The sequence below is a fragment of the Lysobacter arseniciresistens ZS79 genome, assembly GCF_000768335.1.
Classification (GTDB): Bacteria; Pseudomonadota; Gammaproteobacteria; order Xanthomonadales; family Xanthomonadaceae; genus Novilysobacter; species Novilysobacter arseniciresistens.
In genome coordinates, this window is sequence record NZ_AVPT01000005.1 from 15,371 (window position 1) to 32,292 (window position 16,922).

At 69.3% G+C, this 16,922-nt stretch carries 19 protein-coding genes; 15 read left to right on the forward strand and 4 right to left on the reverse strand.

All coding sequences use genetic code 11. From position 1 onward, the window contains the following. Window positions 1–15: 15 nt before the first annotated feature. Window positions 16–2,244: a tetratricopeptide repeat protein gene (locus tag N799_RS04135; protein WP_036208343.1), complete on the reverse strand. Its 2,229-nt coding sequence runs from the start codon at window positions 2,242–2,244 to the stop codon at window positions 16–18. Between the two features lie 134 nt (window positions 2,245–2,378). Here N799_RS04135 and N799_RS04140 point away from each other — a divergent pair, with 134 nt between their 5' ends. The 13 genes from N799_RS04140 to N799_RS04190 all read left to right on the forward strand — a co-directional run bounded on the left by N799_RS04140 (window position 2,379) and on the right by N799_RS04190 (window position 12,986). Further along, window positions 2,379–3,032: a YkvA family protein gene (locus N799_RS04140; protein ID WP_160279953.1), complete on the forward strand. Its 654-nt coding sequence runs from the start codon at window positions 2,379–2,381 to the stop codon at window positions 3,030–3,032. 241 nt (window positions 3,033–3,273) lie between these two features. Further along, on the forward strand, window positions 3,274–3,900 hold the full coding sequence (locus tag N799_RS04145; RefSeq protein WP_160279954.1) for a hypothetical protein: 627 nt from the start codon (window positions 3,274–3,276) through the stop codon (window positions 3,898–3,900). A 105-nt stretch (window positions 3,901–4,005) separates the two neighbouring features. Beyond that, complete coding sequence (gene dnaE, locus N799_RS04150) at window positions 4,006–7,527, forward strand: DNA polymerase III subunit alpha (RefSeq protein ID WP_036208351.1); 3,522 nt, start codon at window positions 4,006–4,008, stop codon at window positions 7,525–7,527. Window positions 7,528–7,567: 40 nt separating this feature from the next. Further along, window positions 7,568–7,942 (forward strand): hypothetical protein, encoded by a 375-nt coding sequence (locus N799_RS15150; protein WP_152597804.1) that lies wholly within the window; start codon window positions 7,568–7,570, stop codon window positions 7,940–7,942. A gap of 314 nt (window positions 7,943–8,256) precedes the next feature. Beyond that, the gene (locus N799_RS15155; protein WP_152597805.1) at window positions 8,257–8,526 is read left to right on the forward strand and encodes a hypothetical protein; all 270 of its coding nucleotides are present in this window, start codon (window positions 8,257–8,259) and stop codon (window positions 8,524–8,526) included. 239 nt (window positions 8,527–8,765) lie between these two features. Then, window positions 8,766–9,158, forward strand: coding sequence for a hypothetical protein (locus N799_RS15160; protein WP_152597806.1), 393 nt, complete (start codon window positions 8,766–8,768; stop codon window positions 9,156–9,158). A 278-nt stretch (window positions 9,159–9,436) separates the two neighbouring features. Further along, entirely contained in the window at window positions 9,437–9,646 is a 210-nt protein-coding gene (locus tag N799_RS04155) for a hypothetical protein (RefSeq protein ID WP_036208354.1), read from the forward strand. Between the two features lie 292 nt (window positions 9,647–9,938). Beyond that, entirely contained in the window at window positions 9,939–10,553 is a 615-nt protein-coding gene (locus tag N799_RS15785; RefSeq protein WP_203225022.1) for a hypothetical protein, read from the forward strand. A gap of 20 nt (window positions 10,554–10,573) precedes the next feature. Beyond that, window positions 10,574–10,927, forward strand: coding sequence for a TfoX/Sxy family protein (locus N799_RS04170; protein WP_036208362.1), 354 nt, complete (start codon window positions 10,574–10,576; stop codon window positions 10,925–10,927). Between the two features lie 69 nt (window positions 10,928–10,996). Further along, window positions 10,997–11,500: a putative quinol monooxygenase gene (locus N799_RS15790; RefSeq protein WP_203225023.1), complete on the forward strand. Its 504-nt coding sequence runs from the start codon at window positions 10,997–10,999 to the stop codon at window positions 11,498–11,500. A 60-nt stretch (window positions 11,501–11,560) separates the two neighbouring features. Continuing rightward, entirely contained in the window at window positions 11,561–12,037 is a 477-nt protein-coding gene (locus N799_RS04180) for a helix-turn-helix domain-containing protein (protein ID WP_036208365.1), read from the forward strand. Further along, window positions 12,034–12,444 carry a VOC family protein gene (locus tag N799_RS04185; protein ID WP_036208368.1) on the forward strand — a complete coding sequence of 137 codons (411 nt, stop codon included), beginning with the start codon at window positions 12,034–12,036 and terminating at the stop codon, window positions 12,442–12,444. Before N799_RS04180 ends, N799_RS04185 begins: the two co-directional genes overlap by 4 nt. Continuing rightward, on the forward strand, window positions 12,441–12,986 hold the full coding sequence (locus tag N799_RS04190) for a YdeI/OmpD-associated family protein (RefSeq protein WP_036208370.1): 546 nt from the start codon (window positions 12,441–12,443) through the stop codon (window positions 12,984–12,986). The genes N799_RS04185 and N799_RS04190 overlap by 4 nt, the downstream gene beginning before the upstream one ends. On the opposite strand, the gene N799_RS04195 is transcribed toward N799_RS04190, so the two are convergent. From N799_RS04195 to N799_RS04205, 3 genes are all read right to left on the reverse strand, one after another. Beyond that, entirely contained in the window at window positions 12,983–14,392 is a 1,410-nt protein-coding gene (locus tag N799_RS04195; RefSeq protein ID WP_036208372.1) for a cryptochrome/photolyase family protein, read from the reverse strand. The genes N799_RS04190 and N799_RS04195 overlap by 4 nt on opposite strands. 30 nt (window positions 14,393–14,422) lie before the next feature. Beyond that, a complete protein-coding gene (locus tag N799_RS04200; protein ID WP_052101201.1) occupies window positions 14,423–14,650 on the reverse strand; it encodes a DUF378 domain-containing protein in 228 nt (75 codons plus the stop codon). 134 nt (window positions 14,651–14,784) lie between these two features. After that, window positions 14,785–15,315, reverse strand: a complete 531-nt coding sequence (locus N799_RS04205) for a fasciclin domain-containing protein (protein WP_036208374.1) — start codon at window positions 15,313–15,315, stop codon at window positions 14,785–14,787. A gap of 98 nt (window positions 15,316–15,413) precedes the next feature. Between N799_RS04205 and N799_RS04210 the strand changes: the two genes are divergently transcribed. Continuing rightward, complete coding sequence (locus N799_RS04210) at window positions 15,414–16,313, forward strand: MerR family transcriptional regulator (protein WP_036208378.1); 900 nt, start codon at window positions 15,414–15,416, stop codon at window positions 16,311–16,313. A gap of 55 nt (window positions 16,314–16,368) precedes the next feature. Further along, window positions 16,369–16,872, forward strand: coding sequence for a TspO/MBR family protein (locus N799_RS04215; protein ID WP_425476950.1), 504 nt, complete (start codon window positions 16,369–16,371; stop codon window positions 16,870–16,872). The last annotated feature ends 50 nt before the right edge of the window (window positions 16,873–16,922 follow it).

Sequence of the window (16,922 nt, forward strand, 5' to 3'; positions counted from 1 at the left end):
CAGGCAGGCCTTCGGTTACAACGCGCCCCCGCGCCCGTCCTGTGTCTCCACGCCGGCCGGACCGGAATCCCCGGCCGCCAGCGCGCGCAGCATCGGCGAAGCTTCGATCCGCTGGTCCGGGATGCCGGCGCCGCGCGCCAGCCGCAGCCGGTCGCGCGCACCGTCGCCGTCGCCCAGCCGCGCCAGCGTCTGTGCATTGATCAGCGCGACCTCGGCCTGCTCGGTCGCCAGTGCCTCGGCCGCCGCCACCTGCACCCGCGCCGCCTCGTCCGCACCGAGGTTGGCCCGATACCAGCCCAGCAGCGCCACCGCCTGCGCGTCGCTGAACTTGATGTCGAGGTAGGCCGCGGCCATCCGCGCCGCCCGCGCGTAGGCCTTGCGGACCTGGCCGTCATCGCGTGGTTCGACCGCCGAAAGCGCGTCGCCGATGTTGCCCCAGATGCGGAAGTCGTCCGGGTCCAGCCGCGCCGCGCGCCGGTACAGCTCCGCCGCCTCGGCATACCGGCCCTGCCCGTAACGCAGCGTGCCGAGGTTGCTCAGCGCGCCGTAGCCCGGCGCGATCGCCAGCGAACGGTTGAACGCCTCCGCCGCGCGCGTGGCGTCGTCGCGGGCGAGGTACAGCCCGCCCAGCGAGGACCACAGCGTGGCGTCGTCCGGCCGCAGGGTGGTCGCCTTGGCAAACGAGGCGATCGCGCCGTCGATGTCGCCGGTCGAGTACTGGTGGATGCCCAGCTCGCGATGGATCTCGGCATCGCCGGGGCGCATCTCCAGCGCACGGGCGAAATACTCGCGGGCCAGTGCGTCGTCGCCCTGCGCCGAGCGGGTCCGGGCCAGGCCGACCCAGGCTTGCGGCCGCAGCGACAGGTCGTCGAGGGCGCGCGTGTAGTGCTCGATCGCCGCCGCGTCGTCGCCGCGCACGCGGTGCAACTCGCCGAGCGCGAGGCTGACTTCGCGCAGTTCGGGGTCGGCCCGCGCGGCGGCGGCGCAGGCATCGCGGGCACGCTTGAACGCCGGCGTGTCACGCGCCGCCTCGAAACGCTTGAGCTCGACCCGGCAGACCCCGGCCCGCGCCCGCGGGAACTCGCGGTCGATCATCAGCGCGCGCCGGAAGTAGCCCAGCGCGGCCTGCAGCGACGCGTCGTCCTGTGCCTCGCGCAGGCGCTGCTGGCCCTGCAGGTAGGCCTCGTAGGCGGCCAGCTCGCGGGTCGGGGCGAGCCGCTCGCGCAACCCCTCGCCGTCGCGCGGCAGCACGCCGAGCAGCGCCCGCGTCACCTCGTCGGCGATGTCGCCCTGCACCGCGAACACGTCCTGCAGCTCGCGGTCGAAGCTGTCGCTCCACAGGGTGAAGCCACTGGCCACGTCGACCAGCCGCGCGTTGATCCGCACCCGCTCGCCGTCGCGCCGCACGCTGGCGTCCAGCACCGTCGCCACGCCGATGGCCCGGCCCAGCGCCTGCAGGCCGAGGTCGCGCCGGCGGGCGGCACCGGCGCTGTCGATGGCGGCGACCTTGAGCCCCGGCACGCCGGCCAGCGCATCGTGCAGCTCGACCGCGAGGCCCTGGGCGAAGTAGCGGTCGTCCTCGCGCCGGCTGAGGCTGGCGAACGGCACCACCGCCACCGAGGCCTCCGCCGGCCGCGCCACCGGCGCCGCCGCGCGGTCCCACCACAGGCTCGCCACCAGCGCGACCGCCAGCACCGCCGCGGCCGCCATCCATGCGTGGCGGACCCGCCAGCGCCGGGCGGGTGCCGGCCCGGGCGACGCGGACGCCCCAGGCACCGTGGGTGGCGGCAGCGCGACCACCGCCGTGGACGCCGGCGCCACCACCGGCAGGGCCGCGCCCTCCGGTGCATCGGGCACATCGGACGCATCGGGGACGTCCGGCACCGGCGCCGCCTCGTCCTCCAGCGCTCCCACGAACACGTAGCCCAGCGCATGCCGGGTCTGGATGTAGCGCGGCTCGTGCGCGTCGTCACCGAGCACCCCGCGCAGCTGCGCGATCGCCCGCGTCAGCACCCCGGGGGTGACGTGCCGGTGCCCCCACACCTGGTCGAGCAGGTCGTCACGGCCGACCAGCTCCCCGCGGTGCCGCAGCAGCGTCAGCAACACCGCGAACGCCTTCGGCTCGACCGCCAGCGTGGTCCCGCCGCGGCTCAGGGTGTGCGCCACCGCGTCGACCAGCACCCCGTCGAAACGGTAGTGCTCGCCGGGGGTGTGCAGCTCTCCCCGAAGCCCGAACGGTTCCATCACGGAAACCTCGTGTTTGCCTCGCGATCCCTGCGACAAACGTGGCCGAAAACTCGCATCGACCTCATGACTGCAACGCCGGGCGGCGCGACGCTGGCCACGCACCGAGCCGGTGCCACCCTGCGAGACCATCCATGAACGCCATGCTTGAAAACGCCATCCCGGCGACCGTCCTGACCGCCGTCCTCCGCGCCCCGGGCGCATCCGGCCCGCACCGGCGCCATAGCATCGGCGGGTTCAGCCCGAGCCCCTGGGCGCTCGACCGGTTCAATGCCGTGCTCCGGCAACTCGGGCGTGAACAGGCGCCCCTCGATTGTGATCACCTCGCCACCGCGGCGCGTGAATTGTGCGATTGCAGCAACGCGCTGGCCGCAACCGCCATCGGCGTGCGGATGCGCCGCGCCGCCGCGCTGGACCGGATGATCGCCGACCGCGACTGGCAGGCCGCCAACGAGGCGCTGGAGGTGGGCGCCCGGATCGTCGACTACATCCGCGACCGCGACGACCTGATCCCCGACACCCTGCCGCGGGTCGGCCGCCTCGACGACGCCATCGTGGTCGACACCGCCTGGCCGCGGGTGGCCGACGAAGTCCGCGCCTACACCGACTACCGCCGCCTGCGCCGGGTCGAGGCCGGCCTGCGCGGTTGCGACGTGCACGCGTTCGCCTTCGACCGCGACGACTGGCTGCAGGCGCGCGAAGCCGAGGCCGCGCTGGCCGCCCACCGCGCCCGGGTCCGCGACAGCGCCTACGTCCCCGCGCCGTGCGCCACCTTCCGCGTCCACTGAGCCGCCACCGGTGTTCAGCCGGCGTTTCCAGAGGTGTACGGGCCCCGTCGCCAAAGCCCGCAGCGACGGGGCCCGCCGCCGTCCCTGCCATTCGTCGCCCCACTTCCGGGACGGCGACAACGCCGACGCAACGGCGCACGATGGGCGTGCATCCAACGCACCGGATCACCGCAGCCGCACGCCCCCACCGGCCGGCGCGCGGCCCGCCCCACCGGCCGGTACAGCGAGGTGTGCCATGCGCATGTCAGTCCCGACACCGACTGCCGACCCGCTGCCGTACTTCAGGCACGACGGACCGGCACCCACCACCGGAGCCCCTCCCCACCTGTCGTTGCGCAGCGATGCCATCGCCCGCTTCGACGCCCTGCTGCACGAGATCCACCCCGACGCCGCGCGCGTCGACCCGGACCGCCTGCAGCACCTGACCGACTGGCTGCTGTCGCTGCCGCCGGCGCGCGCCCACGACGTGCTCGACCGCCGCCTGCGCCGGATCGACGAGCTGCGCGCGATGCTCGACGACTACGACTGGGACCTGCCGCAGTCCACCCGCGCGCGGCTGCTCAAGCTGCTGGCCTACGTCGATCGCGACGACGACCTGATCGACGACCACCGGCCGATGCTCGGCCTGCTGGACGACGTGCTGCTGGTCGAACTGGCCTGGCCGGCGTTCGCGATGGAGGCCGACGAGTACCGCGACTTCTGCGCGTACCGCAACGACGAGCACCCCGACGGCGGCGGCGACCTGCAACGCACCGCCTGGCTGCGCGACCGCCTGGCCGAACTGGCCCTGCTGCAGCACCAGGCCCGCGTGCACGACAGCCACTACGCGCACTCCGGCGACCCGCAACCGCGCTTCCGCGTGGTCTGAGCGCCACCGCCACGGGCCGCGGCGTCCGCGGGGCGGTGTCAACCCTGACCCGCCCCCGCGGGGCTGCTAATCTGGCCGTCGCCCTCGCCGGTACGCCACGGCAGCATGTCCGCATCGCCCTTCGTACACCTTCACCTCCACAGCGAATTTTCCCTCGCCGACTCCACCATCCGGATCGGCGAGCTGGTCAAGCGCTGCGTGGAGCTCGGCCAGCCGGCCGTCGCGCTGACCGACCTCAACAACCTGTTCGCCGCGGTCAAGTTCTACAGGAAGGCCGAGGGTGCGGGCATCAAGCCGATCCTCGGCGCCGACATCGGCCTGGCCGACGGCAACGAGGCGCCGTCGCGCCTGACCCTGTTGTGCCGCGACCGCGAGGGCTACCTGACCCTGTCGCGCCTGCTCAGCCGGATGTGGATGGAGGGGCACCGCACCGACGGCGTCGCCCTGCGCCCGGAGTGGCTGCGCGAGGACAACGCCGGCCTGTTCGCCCTCGCCGGCCGCCAGAGCCTGGCCGGGCGGCTCGCCACCGGCCACCGCGCCGAATTGGCCGAGGCGTGGATCGCCGACTGGCAGTCCACCTTCGATGACCGCCTGCACCTGGAGCTGACCCGCACCGGCCGCGACGGCGAGCAGGTCTTCAACGACCTCGCCCTGCACCTGTCCGCCAAGCGCGGCCTGCCGGTCGTCGCCAGCAACGACGCCCGCTTCCTCCACGCCGAAGGCTTCGAGGCGCACGAGGCGCGCGTCTGCATCTCCACCGGCCGCGTGCTCGACGACCCCAAGCGGCCGAAGGAATACAGCCCCGAGCAGTACCTGCGCTCGTCCGAGGAGATGGCCGCGCTGTTCGCCGACGTGCCCGACGCGCTCGACAACGCCGTCGCGCTGGCGACCCGCTGCAACGTCGAGATGCAGCTGGGCACCTACTACCTGCCGGCGTTCCCGGTGCCGGACGAGCACACCATCGAGTCGTGGCTGCGCAGCCAGTCGCGCGAGGGGCTGGCCAAGCGGTTGGAGAAGGCGCCGCTGGCCGAGGGCAAGTCGCGGCAGGACTACGAGGACCGCCTGGAGACCGAGCTCGACGTCATCATCAAGATGGGGTTCCCCGGCTACTTCCTGATCGTCGCGGACTTCATCAACTGGGGTAAGCAGCAGGGCATCCCGGTCGGCCCGGGCCGCGGTTCCGGTGCCGGCTCGCTGGTGGCATGGGCGCTGGGCATCACCGACCTGGACCCGCTGCCGTACGACCTGCTGTTCGAGCGTTTCCTCAACCCCGAACGCGTGTCGATGCCCGACTTCGACATCGACTTCTGCATGGACCGGCGCGACGAGGTCATCGACTACGTGGCCCGCAAGTACGGCCGTGACCGCGTCAGCCAGATCATCACCTACGGCACCATGGCCGCCAAAGCCGTGGTGCGCGACGCCGGCCGCGTGCTCGGCCACCCGTACGGCTTCGTCGACGGCATCGCCAAGCTGATCCCCAACACGCTGGGCATCAGCCTCGACGACGCGCTTGGGGAATCGGAGGCCTCGCACAAGAACCCGGCGCTCGCCTCGACCGACCTGATCGAGCGCTACCAGCGCGAGGACGAGGTCCGCGACCTGCTCGACCTCGCCCGCTCGCTGGAGGACCTGACCCGCAATGCCGGCAAGCACGCCGGCGGCGTGGTCATCGCGCCCAGCCCGCTGCACGACTTCTGCCCGCTGTTCGCCGAACACGACGGCGAGGGCCGCGGCAAGAGCCCGGTCACCCAGTTCGACAAGGACGACGTCGAAGCCGTCGGCTTGGTGAAGTTCGACTTCCTCGGCCTGCGCACGCTGACGATCATCGACTGGGCAGTGAAGGCCATCAACGTCCGGCGCGCCGCCGCTGGCGAAGCACCGCTCGACATCACGGCGCTGCCGCTGGACGACCGCGCCAGCTACGAGCTGTTCGCACGCGGCGACACCGTTGCGGTGTTCCAGTTCGAATCGCGCGGCATGCGCGAACTGCTCAAGCGGGCCCAGCCCGACACCTTCGAGGACATCATCGCGCTGGCCGCGTTGTTCCGCCCCGGCCCGCTCGGCTCGGGGATGGACAAGGACTGGGTCGACCGCAAGCACGGCAACGCCGAGGTCACCTACCCGCACGAATCGCTGGAGCCGGTGCTGTCGCCGACCTACGGCGTCATCGTGTACCAGGAACAGGTGATGCAGATCGCCCAGGTGATGGCCGGCTACTCGCTCGGCGGCGCCGACCTGCTGCGCCGCGCGATGGGCAAGAAGAAAGCCGAGGAGATGGCCAAGGAGCGGGCCAAGTTCGAGGCCGGCTGCGAGGAGCGCGGCATCCCGGCCAAGGTCGCCAGCCCGATCTTCGACCTGATGGAGAAGTTCGCCGAGTACGGCTTCAACAAGTCGCACTCGGCCGCCTACGCACTGGTCGCCTACCAGACCGCCTGGCTGAAGGTGCACTACCCGGCCGAGTTCATGGCCGCGGTGCTGTCCAGCGACATGGACAACACCGACAAGGTCACCGGCTTCCTCGACGAGTGCCGGGTGATGGGGCTGGACGTGCTGCCGCCGGACGTCGACACCTCCGCCTACATGTTCGAGGCGGTGGCGCCGGGCACCATCCGCTACGGCATCGGCGCGGTGAAGGGCGTCGGCCGCGGCGCGTGCGAGTCGATCGTCGATGCGCGCCGTGCGGGCCCGTTCACCGACCTGCTCGACTTCTGCAAACGTGTCGACGGCAACAAGCTCAACCGCCGCACCGTCGAGGCGCTGATCATGGCCGGCGCCCTCGACAAGCTCGGCAGGAACCGCGCCAGCCTGATGCTGCAGCTGCCCGAAGTGCTGAAGGCCACCGACCAGATCGCCCGCGAGCGCGCCGCCGGCCAGGTGTCACTGTTCGGTGGCGGCGACACCGCCGCGCCGGCCCTGAAGCTGGACCTGCCCGAGACCGACGAATACCCGCTCGGCCACCTGCTGGGCGGCGAGCGCGACACCCTCGGCCACTACCTCAGCGGCCACCCCTTCGACCCCTACCGCGAGGAAGTGCACGCCCTGACCGGCCACGACCTCGGCGACCTCGAAAAGATCTGGGAAACCCGCCCCGAGTCCGCCCGCAGCGGCTGGCGCCCGGAGGTGGAAACCGTCGTCGCCGGCCAGGTGGTCGCCCTGCGCAAGAAGGGCGACAGCCAGATGTTCGTGCAGATCGAGGACGGCCGCGGCCGTCTGGAATGCGCCTTCTTCTCCGAGACCTACAGCGAGTTCGCCCAGCTGCTGACCCGCGACCGCCTGATCGTGGTGCAGGGCGGCCTGCGCGAGGACGCCTTCAGCGGCGGGTTTGCCCTGAAGGCCGCACGGTGCTGGGATTACGAACAGATCTGCGCGCAGCACGCCCGGCGGCTGTCGCTGCGGCTGGACCTGCGCGTGCCGGGGACGTGGGACCGCGTGGATACGCTGCTGGCGAAGCACCGGCCCGGCAAGACGCCGATTCGCGTTGATCTGATCAAGGCCGGCGCCGCGGGGATGCTGGATTTGAATGGCAGCAGCTCGGTGCGGGTGGATGCGGAGCTGGTGGGGACGTTGAAGGCGGTGCCGGGGGTCAAGGCGGTGAAGCTGGCGCTGGGGCGGCCCTGGGGCTAACGGACCACGGAAAGCCGCACGTCTACCGCGGAGAGACACAATGAAAATAACACTCACCTATGGAAAAAAACGATACGGAACCTCTGACGATGAAACAGTCAGAGACTATCGCGCGACAGCCATCAAGCGCGGGCGTGAAATAACTCTTTGTGTTGATTTCCCTATGGGTGAACTGGGAAAAGGCGTTGGCGATGGTGCGGGCATGGTGCAGGAAGCCAGCCTCACTCTTTCAGAAGAAGAACTCGCGCTATTCTCCGAGCTCTTGGAAAGAGCTAGCAACAATCAAGAAATCTCTGAGTCGTCCTTTTTTGGAGATGATTCCGAAGATTACCGCGAGCAGCTTCGATCAATTCGAGAATGGCTCTCTTTACATCCCGAGAAGAACTTCTTCGATGCATTGAAAGCTATTCGTTAGGAGGGGACTATATGCAAGCAGCAATTTCCGTCGCGCTCTGGGCGGTCGGACTTGTCCTTGGCGTGCCAATAGCGATGCTCGGGATAATTCACTTAGACCATGAGCTAGCGAAGCGAAAGCCTGCTCTCCGCGAAAAGATGGTAACCCACCTTAAACGCATCATGTTCTGGCTGTATGCTTTAGTCATTTCAGCAGTAGTACTGATTGGAATCCCTGCCAGCTGCATGGAAGTGGATAGATGCAACAGTAACAAACATCGACTCGGACTCTGCTAAGGAACTGATTGGCGCGCATCGACAGCATAGAGGAGCGACATGAGAATTGGCAGCCCTTTCATATTAAACGAAGCACAGCTGGCCACCTTGGTAAGCATTACCCCGAACAACTCTTTATTGTTAGAGACAGTAAAAGAAGGCGTCTCCTCAGGGGACGGGAAAATCCACATCAACTGCAATATCAGTGAGGCCAATTATATCAAAGAACTAATCGAACGAGAGCTTGAAAAGGACAGCCAAAACACCTCACTTCTTGATTTGTACATCATTATCGACAAGGCGAGCAAGTCATATCGCACGCACCGCTGAGCCGGAATTAACAACAAGCCTCTGGGAGACCGGCCACAAGGCCCCGCTTCGGCAGATTACCAGTGCAACTTCGACTAAAATCAAGATTACATTTAGCGCAGCTCGCCACGACCATCCAGCAAAGCCGATGCCAGCACACAGCCAGGAGTATTCGCCCATCTACTACACGTAGGCTAGATGTGATTTCTACTGCTTGCGCGGCAACGATCTTCAACTGATATTTTATACGAGGCGGCCGAATGCTGACAAAACAGGATGCATTACTCGCATACGCGAAGATGATCAATGTGCTCGACGTTGCGCCACTGGAACCGCTACTCGCGAACGACTTTACTTATGAGTCTCAGACCGTGTTCTCCGCGTTAGATTCAAAACAAGCCTTCTTGGACTACATTCGACCCAAGCTTCTCGCCATTCGCGAAGCGGGATTTCAAATCTACGCCGAAATGGGCACTATATCGGCTTATGGGGAGAAGCAACCGTGCGTCGTGCTCGCAGAAGGCAGCAAAGATAATCTCGTCGGCATAGTGTTGGCATGCGTCTCGGGAGACAAACTAAGTCGCCTAGACTTGTGCATTGTTCCACCTGCTCAGTGCGCGGAGCGGACCGGCCATTACCCGTCAACCCTCTGATAATTCGTCTGCTACGAAGATATAAGCAGACATCTATGAGCACGACAGGATTTCGCGCAAGACAGCTGGCGAAGGCGCTGGCCTTTATGACGGCGCTGACGGCGTGCCAGTCCGGTTCCCGCCCCCCGTCTTCTGAACACGCCGGGCTGCATGTAGCGTCCGTATCCCCAGCGATGCCCGACCCGTCCTCCTCCGACGCGGGTCGGTTTCCGGGGCTCTGCGAGGGCTGGTCGCTTACCCCGGAACAGGTGGAAACGTTTTTCGCTCTCAGCACGGAGATGGATTCCCGCGCCTACCACCACGAATACGACACTGCGCCCTGCATGATCGAGGGCGAACTGGTCGACGGCGGGCGGGACTGGGCGTTCCACATCAACGGGGCGGCCAAGGGCTACTGGAGCGACGGCAGCGACACGCGCTATTTCGGCTGCACCGCCGACGCCTGCGATTCGCTGGTGCTGGTGCCGCACATCGGCATGGATCCCTGACCCTGCCTTAAGCTGGCTCCGGACCCGCGCGCCCGACGCCGTAGGACGATCAACGTCGGCCGCGCGTCAACTCCACCGTGCGGGGCACCCACCGACGGCTGATGCGGAAGCACGCCGAGGTGCGGATAACCCGCCTCAAGGCCTCCTGACGGCCCCGGGCCGGGTTGCTGCCAATCACGCCGCCCGCCCCTTCTGCGCCGATCGTGACGCCATCTCCGGCGAAAACGAGGTCCCGAACCTCATCGATGAGGTCTGGAACCTCATCCACGAGGTCCACAACCTCACGCACGAGGTGCGCAACCTGACGACCGAGGTCCGGCACCCCACGGACGAGGTCGCGGACCTCACGCCCCGGGTCCGGCACCCCGCCAGCCACCTCCGCAACCTCACCCGCGAGGTCCGCGACCTCGTCGCCGGCCTCCTCGACCCCGTCGCTGCGCCGCTGGCGGGATTCACCGGCCCGCCGCGCGCACTTGGCAGCGCGCGCCGATTGCCGGACGCTGCGGCAACGCCGCTGATTTGGCCGCCAGACCGCCCGGAATCCATGACCGCACACCGCGTCAAATTCGACTTCGTCGTCCACTTCACCAATGGCGGCAGTTTGTCCGCACAGGACTTCCGCCTGGACATTCCCGGCAGCGATATCTCCGACGACCAGCTCGCCGCCCACCTGATCCAGGACATGCGCCTGCTGATGGCCGGCCGCGTGGATATCACCAACAAGCAGATCATCGAGGAGCCGCACAAGCGGCAGGCGATCCCGACCGACGACCTTCCACGGGCAACCGTCGATCTGGCTGACGCCGCACTGTCCGCGTCGGAGCTCATATCCCGGGCCCGCCACCACCCGATCCGCGTGGTGGCCGGTGACGGCGAGAGCTACAAGCTGTCACGGCTGGTGGCCTGACTTCACCCGCGGAGACAACCATGGCAACCGACCGCGACTTCATCGATTACGTCACCGAACAGGCCGGCCTCGGCAGCCGCCTGACGTCGAAGAAGATGTTCGGCGAGTACGCGCTTTACCTGGACGGCAAGGTGGTCGGCTTCGCCTGCGACAACAGCCTGTTCATCAAGCCGTCCGCGGCGGCGGCGACGCTCGCGCCGGACCTGCCCCGGCGGCCGCCCTACCCCGGCGCGAAGGACTACCCGGTCGCCGACGAGCTGCTGGACGACACCGACGCGCTGCGCCGGCTCATTGCCGCAACCGCCGACCTCATGCCGCCGCCCAGGCCCGCCAGGCCGCGGAAAAACCGGCCAACCCGGGGCCCTGCCGCATGACCGCTCGCCACGCTGATCGACGCCGGCCGCCCGGTCGACCTGTACCTGTTCCCCGACACCGACCACGGCATGTACGAGTACACCGTGCAGCCCGACGGCACCCGCGAGGCCACGCGGATCACCCGCGGCTACCTGCGCCTGCTGGGCGACTGGATCCGGGGCGACGTGCAGGGTCCGTATGGTCGCGGCGAGCGCCTGGACGGCGGAACGCCGGAGTCGGTTCCAAAACCCACCCCCACTACACAAGGAGTCCCCATGACCTTTGCACTGATCGTCAAGCACACCACCCGGCCCGGGAAGCGGGACGAAGTCCGCAAGGTGTGGGAAAAGCACATGGCGCCCGCCGTGGCGGCCAACCCGGGGCACCTTGCCTACTTCTACTGCTTCGACAACGCCGACCCGGACTCGATCAGCGCGTTCCAGCAGTACGTCAGTGCGGAGGCCTCGCAGGAGTTCCTGGAAGCGGACAGCTACGCGGCGTACCTGAAAGACGTCGAGCCCCTCCTGCAAGGCCCGCCGCAGGTCACGGCGCTGACCCCGATGTGGTGCAAGGGCAGCACCGCGCGGCGATGACGGACGGGGCGGCCCACCCGGTGGACGATCCGATCGAAGGCGGCCGGGCGAGCCACTGACATGCCGCAGAGCCCCGAACTGCTGCGCCGGCTGCTGCGCGCGAAGGACCGGATGGACGCCGCGCCGCACGAGGAGTGGCCCGTCGCGAGGCTGGCGCAGGTGAGCGCGGTGTCGGAGGCCCACTTCGCGCGCGGGTTCCGCAAGGCGTTCGGCACGCCGCCCCACCGCTACCTGCTGACGCGCCGCATCGAGCGCGCCATCGCCCTGCTGCGCGATACCGACCTGCCCGTCACCGAGGTGGCGTATCGCACCGGGTGGAATAGTCTGGGCACGTTCGGGCGCGTGTTCCGCGACATCACCGGCGAAAGCCCCGGCGAGCCGCGCTCCCGCGAGCGGCCCGCGGCGCATGACGCCGGACGCGCTCCCGAGTGCATGGTGCGGGCGGCGCACCGGCCCGACCTCAGGACCGCAGTTTCGGAGAAGCGCCGCGGCGAGGGGATTGGCATAAAGAAGCGCCAAACAACGGAGGTTCCATGACTCAAGGTGTCGGTGTCGCCGGTCTGTATGTCCGGGACCAGGACGAAGCCCTCGGGTTCTACGTCGACAAGCTGGGCTTCCGCGTCCACACGGATGCCCGCAACGGCAATTACCGCTGGCTGACGGTGCAGCATCCGGAGCAGCCCTCGTTCCAGCTCGGGCTGTTCGCGCCGGGTCCGCCGCTGCACGACGCGGCCACCGCGCAGGCGCTGTGCGAGGCAGTCGCGAAGGGCGCCATGCCGCCGCTGGTGCTGATGGTGGATGACTGCCGCGCCGCCTACGAACGGCTGAGTGCGCGCGGCGTCGAGTTCACCCAGGAGCCGGTGGAACGCTATGGCACGGTGGACGCGGGCTTCCGCGACCCGTCCGGCAACGGCTGGAAGATGATCGAGGCGGGTGCCCGATGACCACGTCCACCATCCGTTTCACCGCCAGACTCCACCGCCCCGCCCGGCCGGAGAAGGGCGGCACGTGGAGCTTCCTGGTCCTGCCGAAGTCGGCCAGCGCGAGGCTGCCGACGCGCTCGATGACCAGCGTGGAGGGCACGCTCAACGACCAGCCCTTCGCCGCCACGCTGGAGCCGGACGGCAACGGCAGCCACTGGCTGAAGGTGAGCCGCGAGTTGCGCGGCAAGGCCGGCGCCGAGCCGGGCGACGAGGTCGCGCTGGCGATCCGCCCGGCCGCGGAGGAGCCCGAACCCGAGGTGCCGGCCGACGTGCGCAAGGCGCTGGCCGCCGCGCCGGCCGCGAAGGCGACGTGGGACGACATCACCCCGGTGGCGCGCCGCGACTGGGTTCACTGGGTCACTTCGGGCAAGCGCGAGGAGACCCGCGTACGCCGCATCGAGGTGGCCTGCGACAAGCTCGGCAAGGGCCAGCGCCGCGCCTGCTGTTTCGACCGCTCGGGGATGTACAGCAAGAGCCTGTCGGCGCCGGAAGCGGCCGACTAGATGGGTTTCAACCGCGCCAGCGCGTCCAGCGCGCCGCGCCGCCCCTCCGCGAGGTCCACCACCGGCTGCGGCGGGTAGCGGCCGATGTCGCCCAGCGCGCGCGGAACTTCCCAAGGCGCATGGCGCGCCGCCGCCGGCACGCCGCGCAGCTCCGGCACCCACTGCGCGATGTAGGCGCCGTCGGGGTCGAACCTGCGTGCCTGCAGCACCGGATTGAACACGCGGAAGTACGGCGCGGCATCGACGCCGGTACCGGCCACCCACTGCCAGCCCAGCGTATTGTTGGCGAGGTCGGCATCCACCAGCCGGTCCCAGAACCAGCGCGCGCCGTGGTGCCAGTGCACGCGCAGGTGCTTGGTCAGGTAGCTGGCGACCACCATCCGCACGCGGTTGTGGATCCAGCCGGTGGCCGTGAGCTGGCGCATGCCGGCATCGACGATCGGTACGCCGGTGCGCCCGAACTTCCACGCGCGCAATGTGTCGGGGTCCGGCTCGGCCCAGTCGAAATCATCGAAGCGCGGGTTGAAGTTGGCGTCGGTGGTGTGGGGGAAGTGGTGCAGCACGTGGTGCGCGAACTCGCGCCAGCCCAGTTCGCGCACGTAGGCGAAGCGCTGGTCGGCCGGTTCGATCGACGCCAGCTCGGCGACCACGCGCCACGGTGCGATCTCGCCGAAATGCAGGTGCGGCGACAGCCCCGAGGTGAGCGGCTGGTCGGGGCGGTCGCGGCCATCGCGGTAGTCGTGCAGCGCACGCTGGGCAAACGTGCCGAGGGCGTCGGCGGCGCCCTGTTCGCCGGGCCTCCAGGCGTCCCAGAACCCGGTGTCCCAGCGCGGATCGGGTTGCAGGCCGAGATGGCCAAGCAGCGCCTCCCCGGGCAGCCGCTCGAACGCGGGAAGCGACGGCGGGGCCTCGTTCAGCGTGTGCCGCGGCCAGGCGGCCAGCGCGGCTTTCCAGAACGGGGTGAATACACGGAACGGGGCGTCGTTGCGCGTCGCCACCTGCCAGGGTTCGAACAGCAGGCTTCCGTTGTGGGCCTCGGCACGCAGGCCGCCGCGGTGCAGGGTGCGCCGGATCGCGGCGTCGCGCTCATCCACGCAAGGCTCGTGCCGGCGATGCCAGAAGACGGCGGCGGCGCCGGTGGCGGCGGCGATGGCCTGCAGCGTCTGGAGGCTGTCACCGGCGAACACGTGAAGACGCGAACCCCGCGACCGCAGGTCCGCGTCCAGCGCCGCCAGTGACCGGTGCCGCCATGCGTCCGATGCCGCGCCGGGCTTCCACGCCCCTTCTTCATGCGGGGCGTGGATGTAGACCGGCAGCGGTGCCATGCCGGACTTGAGCGCGGCCTGCAAGGCCGGGTGGTCTCGCAACCGCAGGTCGTTGCGGAACCAGACGATGGCAGGCGTCACCGGATCACCGATACGGGGGCCGGGCGCGCATCAGCGGCGGACTTCGGCACGCGACGGCGCGGCGGTACCGCCACTGAGCAGCGGGACGATCTGGTACAGCGCCGACAGGCCGGCCAGGATGTAGACGACGCGCGCCAGCAGGGCGTCCTGCCCGCCGAAGATCGCGGCGACGAGGTCGAACTGGGCGATGCCGACCAGCCCCCAGTTGATGCCGCCGACGATGACGAGCACGAGGGTGATGACGTTGAGCGTTTTCATGGTGGGTCTCCGGTGAAGGGTTGCAAGGGGGTACAGGTGCGCAGCCCGCCGAGGAGCGCGGCGGGCTGCGCGGCGACGGTCCGGCCGGCGATGGGTATCGAAGGGGTGGCCGGCCCGTGCGCGAGGCGTGGGCGTCAGCCGCCCGGCATCAGGACCTTGTCGATCACGTGGATGACGCCGTTGGTGGCCTTGACGTCGGCCATCACCACGTTGGCACCGTCGACCATCACCGCGCCGTCGGCGGCGACGATGTCCACCGCATCGCCGTTGACGGTGGTGGCCTCGTCCAGCCCGCCGACGCGGCTGGCGGGGTAGCGGCCGGGGACCACGTGGTAGGTCAGGATCGCGACCAGCTTGTCCTTGTTCGCGGGCTTGAGCAGCTCTTCGACGGTGCCGGCGGGCAGCGCCGCGAAGGCCTCGTCGGTCGGCGCGAACACGGTGAACGGACCGTTGCCCTTCAGCGTGTCGACCAGCCCGGCGGCGGTCAGCGCCGCGGCGAGGGTGTTGAACTGGCCGGCGGCAACGGCGGTGTCGACGATGTCGCCCTTGGCCTGGGCGGCCTTGGCATGGTCGCCCTCATGGTGGCCGGCGTGGGCCAGCGGCACGGCGAGCCCGAGTGCCAGTGCGACGACGAGGGTGCGGAGGGATGCATTGCGGTGGTTCATGGCGGCGTGCCTGTTGGGAGGGACGGCGCCAGCTTTGCCCGGCTCCCGTTAGCCGTTTGTACAAACTGTAGTTGTACGCTTGTTGTACATTGCTTCGCATGTTCCCCGTCAAGGCCGCCGCCGAACTGAGCGGGCTCACTCCCGAAACCCTGCGTGCGTGGGAGCGCCGCCATGCCGCGGTGGTGCCGCACCGCGACGGCAAGGGGCGCCGAATGTACGACGCCGCGATGATCGAGCGGCTGGCCCGGCTGCACCGGTTGACCGGCCGCGGCCATCCGATCCGCGACCTCGCAGGGCTCGACGACGCCGCGCTCGACGACCTGCTGGAGGAAAGCCGCCAGACCGGCTACGGCGGCGTGGAGGAGCTGCCGGCACGGATGCTCGACGCCATCGCCGACTACCAGGTCGACGTGTTCGACCGCGACCTGTCGGTGGCGATCGCGACGCTGCCGGTGTCGGTACTGGTCGCGCGCGTGGTCGCCCCGCTGCTGCGCGAGGTCGGCGTGCGCTGGGCCGACGGACGGCTGGCGATCGCGCAGGAGCGGCTGGTCAGCAGCCTGCTGCGGGCCCGGCTGCTGTCGGTGCTGAACCAGCACCCGCGCGGGCACGAGCCGCGGGTGCTGTTCGCCACCCTACCCGGCGAGCCGCACGAGCTCGGGCTGCTCGGCGCGGCGCTGCACGCGCACGAGGCGGGGCTGCCGGTGCTGTACCTGGGCACCGGGCTGCCGTCGGCGGAGCTGGCGCGGGTCGCCACCCGGCTGGGCGCGGCCGCGGTGGCAATCAGCTCGGTCGACCCTGGCCAGGCGCGGGAGGCGCTGGCCGGGTTGCGCGAGCTCGACGGCCTGCTGCCGCCGGGGATGCCGGTCTGGGTCGGCGGTGCCAACGCGCGTTACCTGGCCGAGGCACTCGGGCTTGCCCGGGTCGCGGCGGTCACCGACCCGGGTGCGTTGGGTGCGCTCGGCCGTCGCCTGCAAAAAGCACGCACCTCGCGTAAATGACGCCGTCTTGCCGCCGCGCCCGCCACGCTGGCGGAAACCCCTACCTCCCAAGACCATGCCCATGACAGCTCACGACCGCGCCCGTGCCTTCAAGGGCCTCATCGTCTGGCTGCTGGTGACATTCGTCGCCGCCGGCATCGGCAGTGCCGCCTCGATGCGGGCCGGCGACTTCTACCAGCAACTGGTACGGCCCGGCTGGGCGCCGCCGGCCGACGTGTTCGGTCCGGTCTGGACCGTGCTGTACGTGCTGATGGCGATCGCCGCGTGGCTGGTCTGGCGCCGCGCCGGCAGCTTTGCCGCGGCGCGCACGGCGTTGACGCTGTACCTGGCGCAGCTGGTGGTCAACGCGCTGTGGAGCTGGCTGTTCTTCGGCTGGCACATGGGAGGCGCCGCGCTGGCCGACCTGGTGCTGATGTGGGTGCTGGTCGGCGCCACGGTGATGGCGTTCTGGCAGATCCGCCCGCTGGCCGGTGCGCTGCTGTTGCCCTACTGGGCGTGGGTGACGTTCGCCGGCGCGCTCAACTACGCGACCTGGCAGTTGAACCCGCAGCTTCTGTGAACGGTTAAGGTTTCCGGCCGGACCGCCGTTAACGCCCGTATCGACAGCAT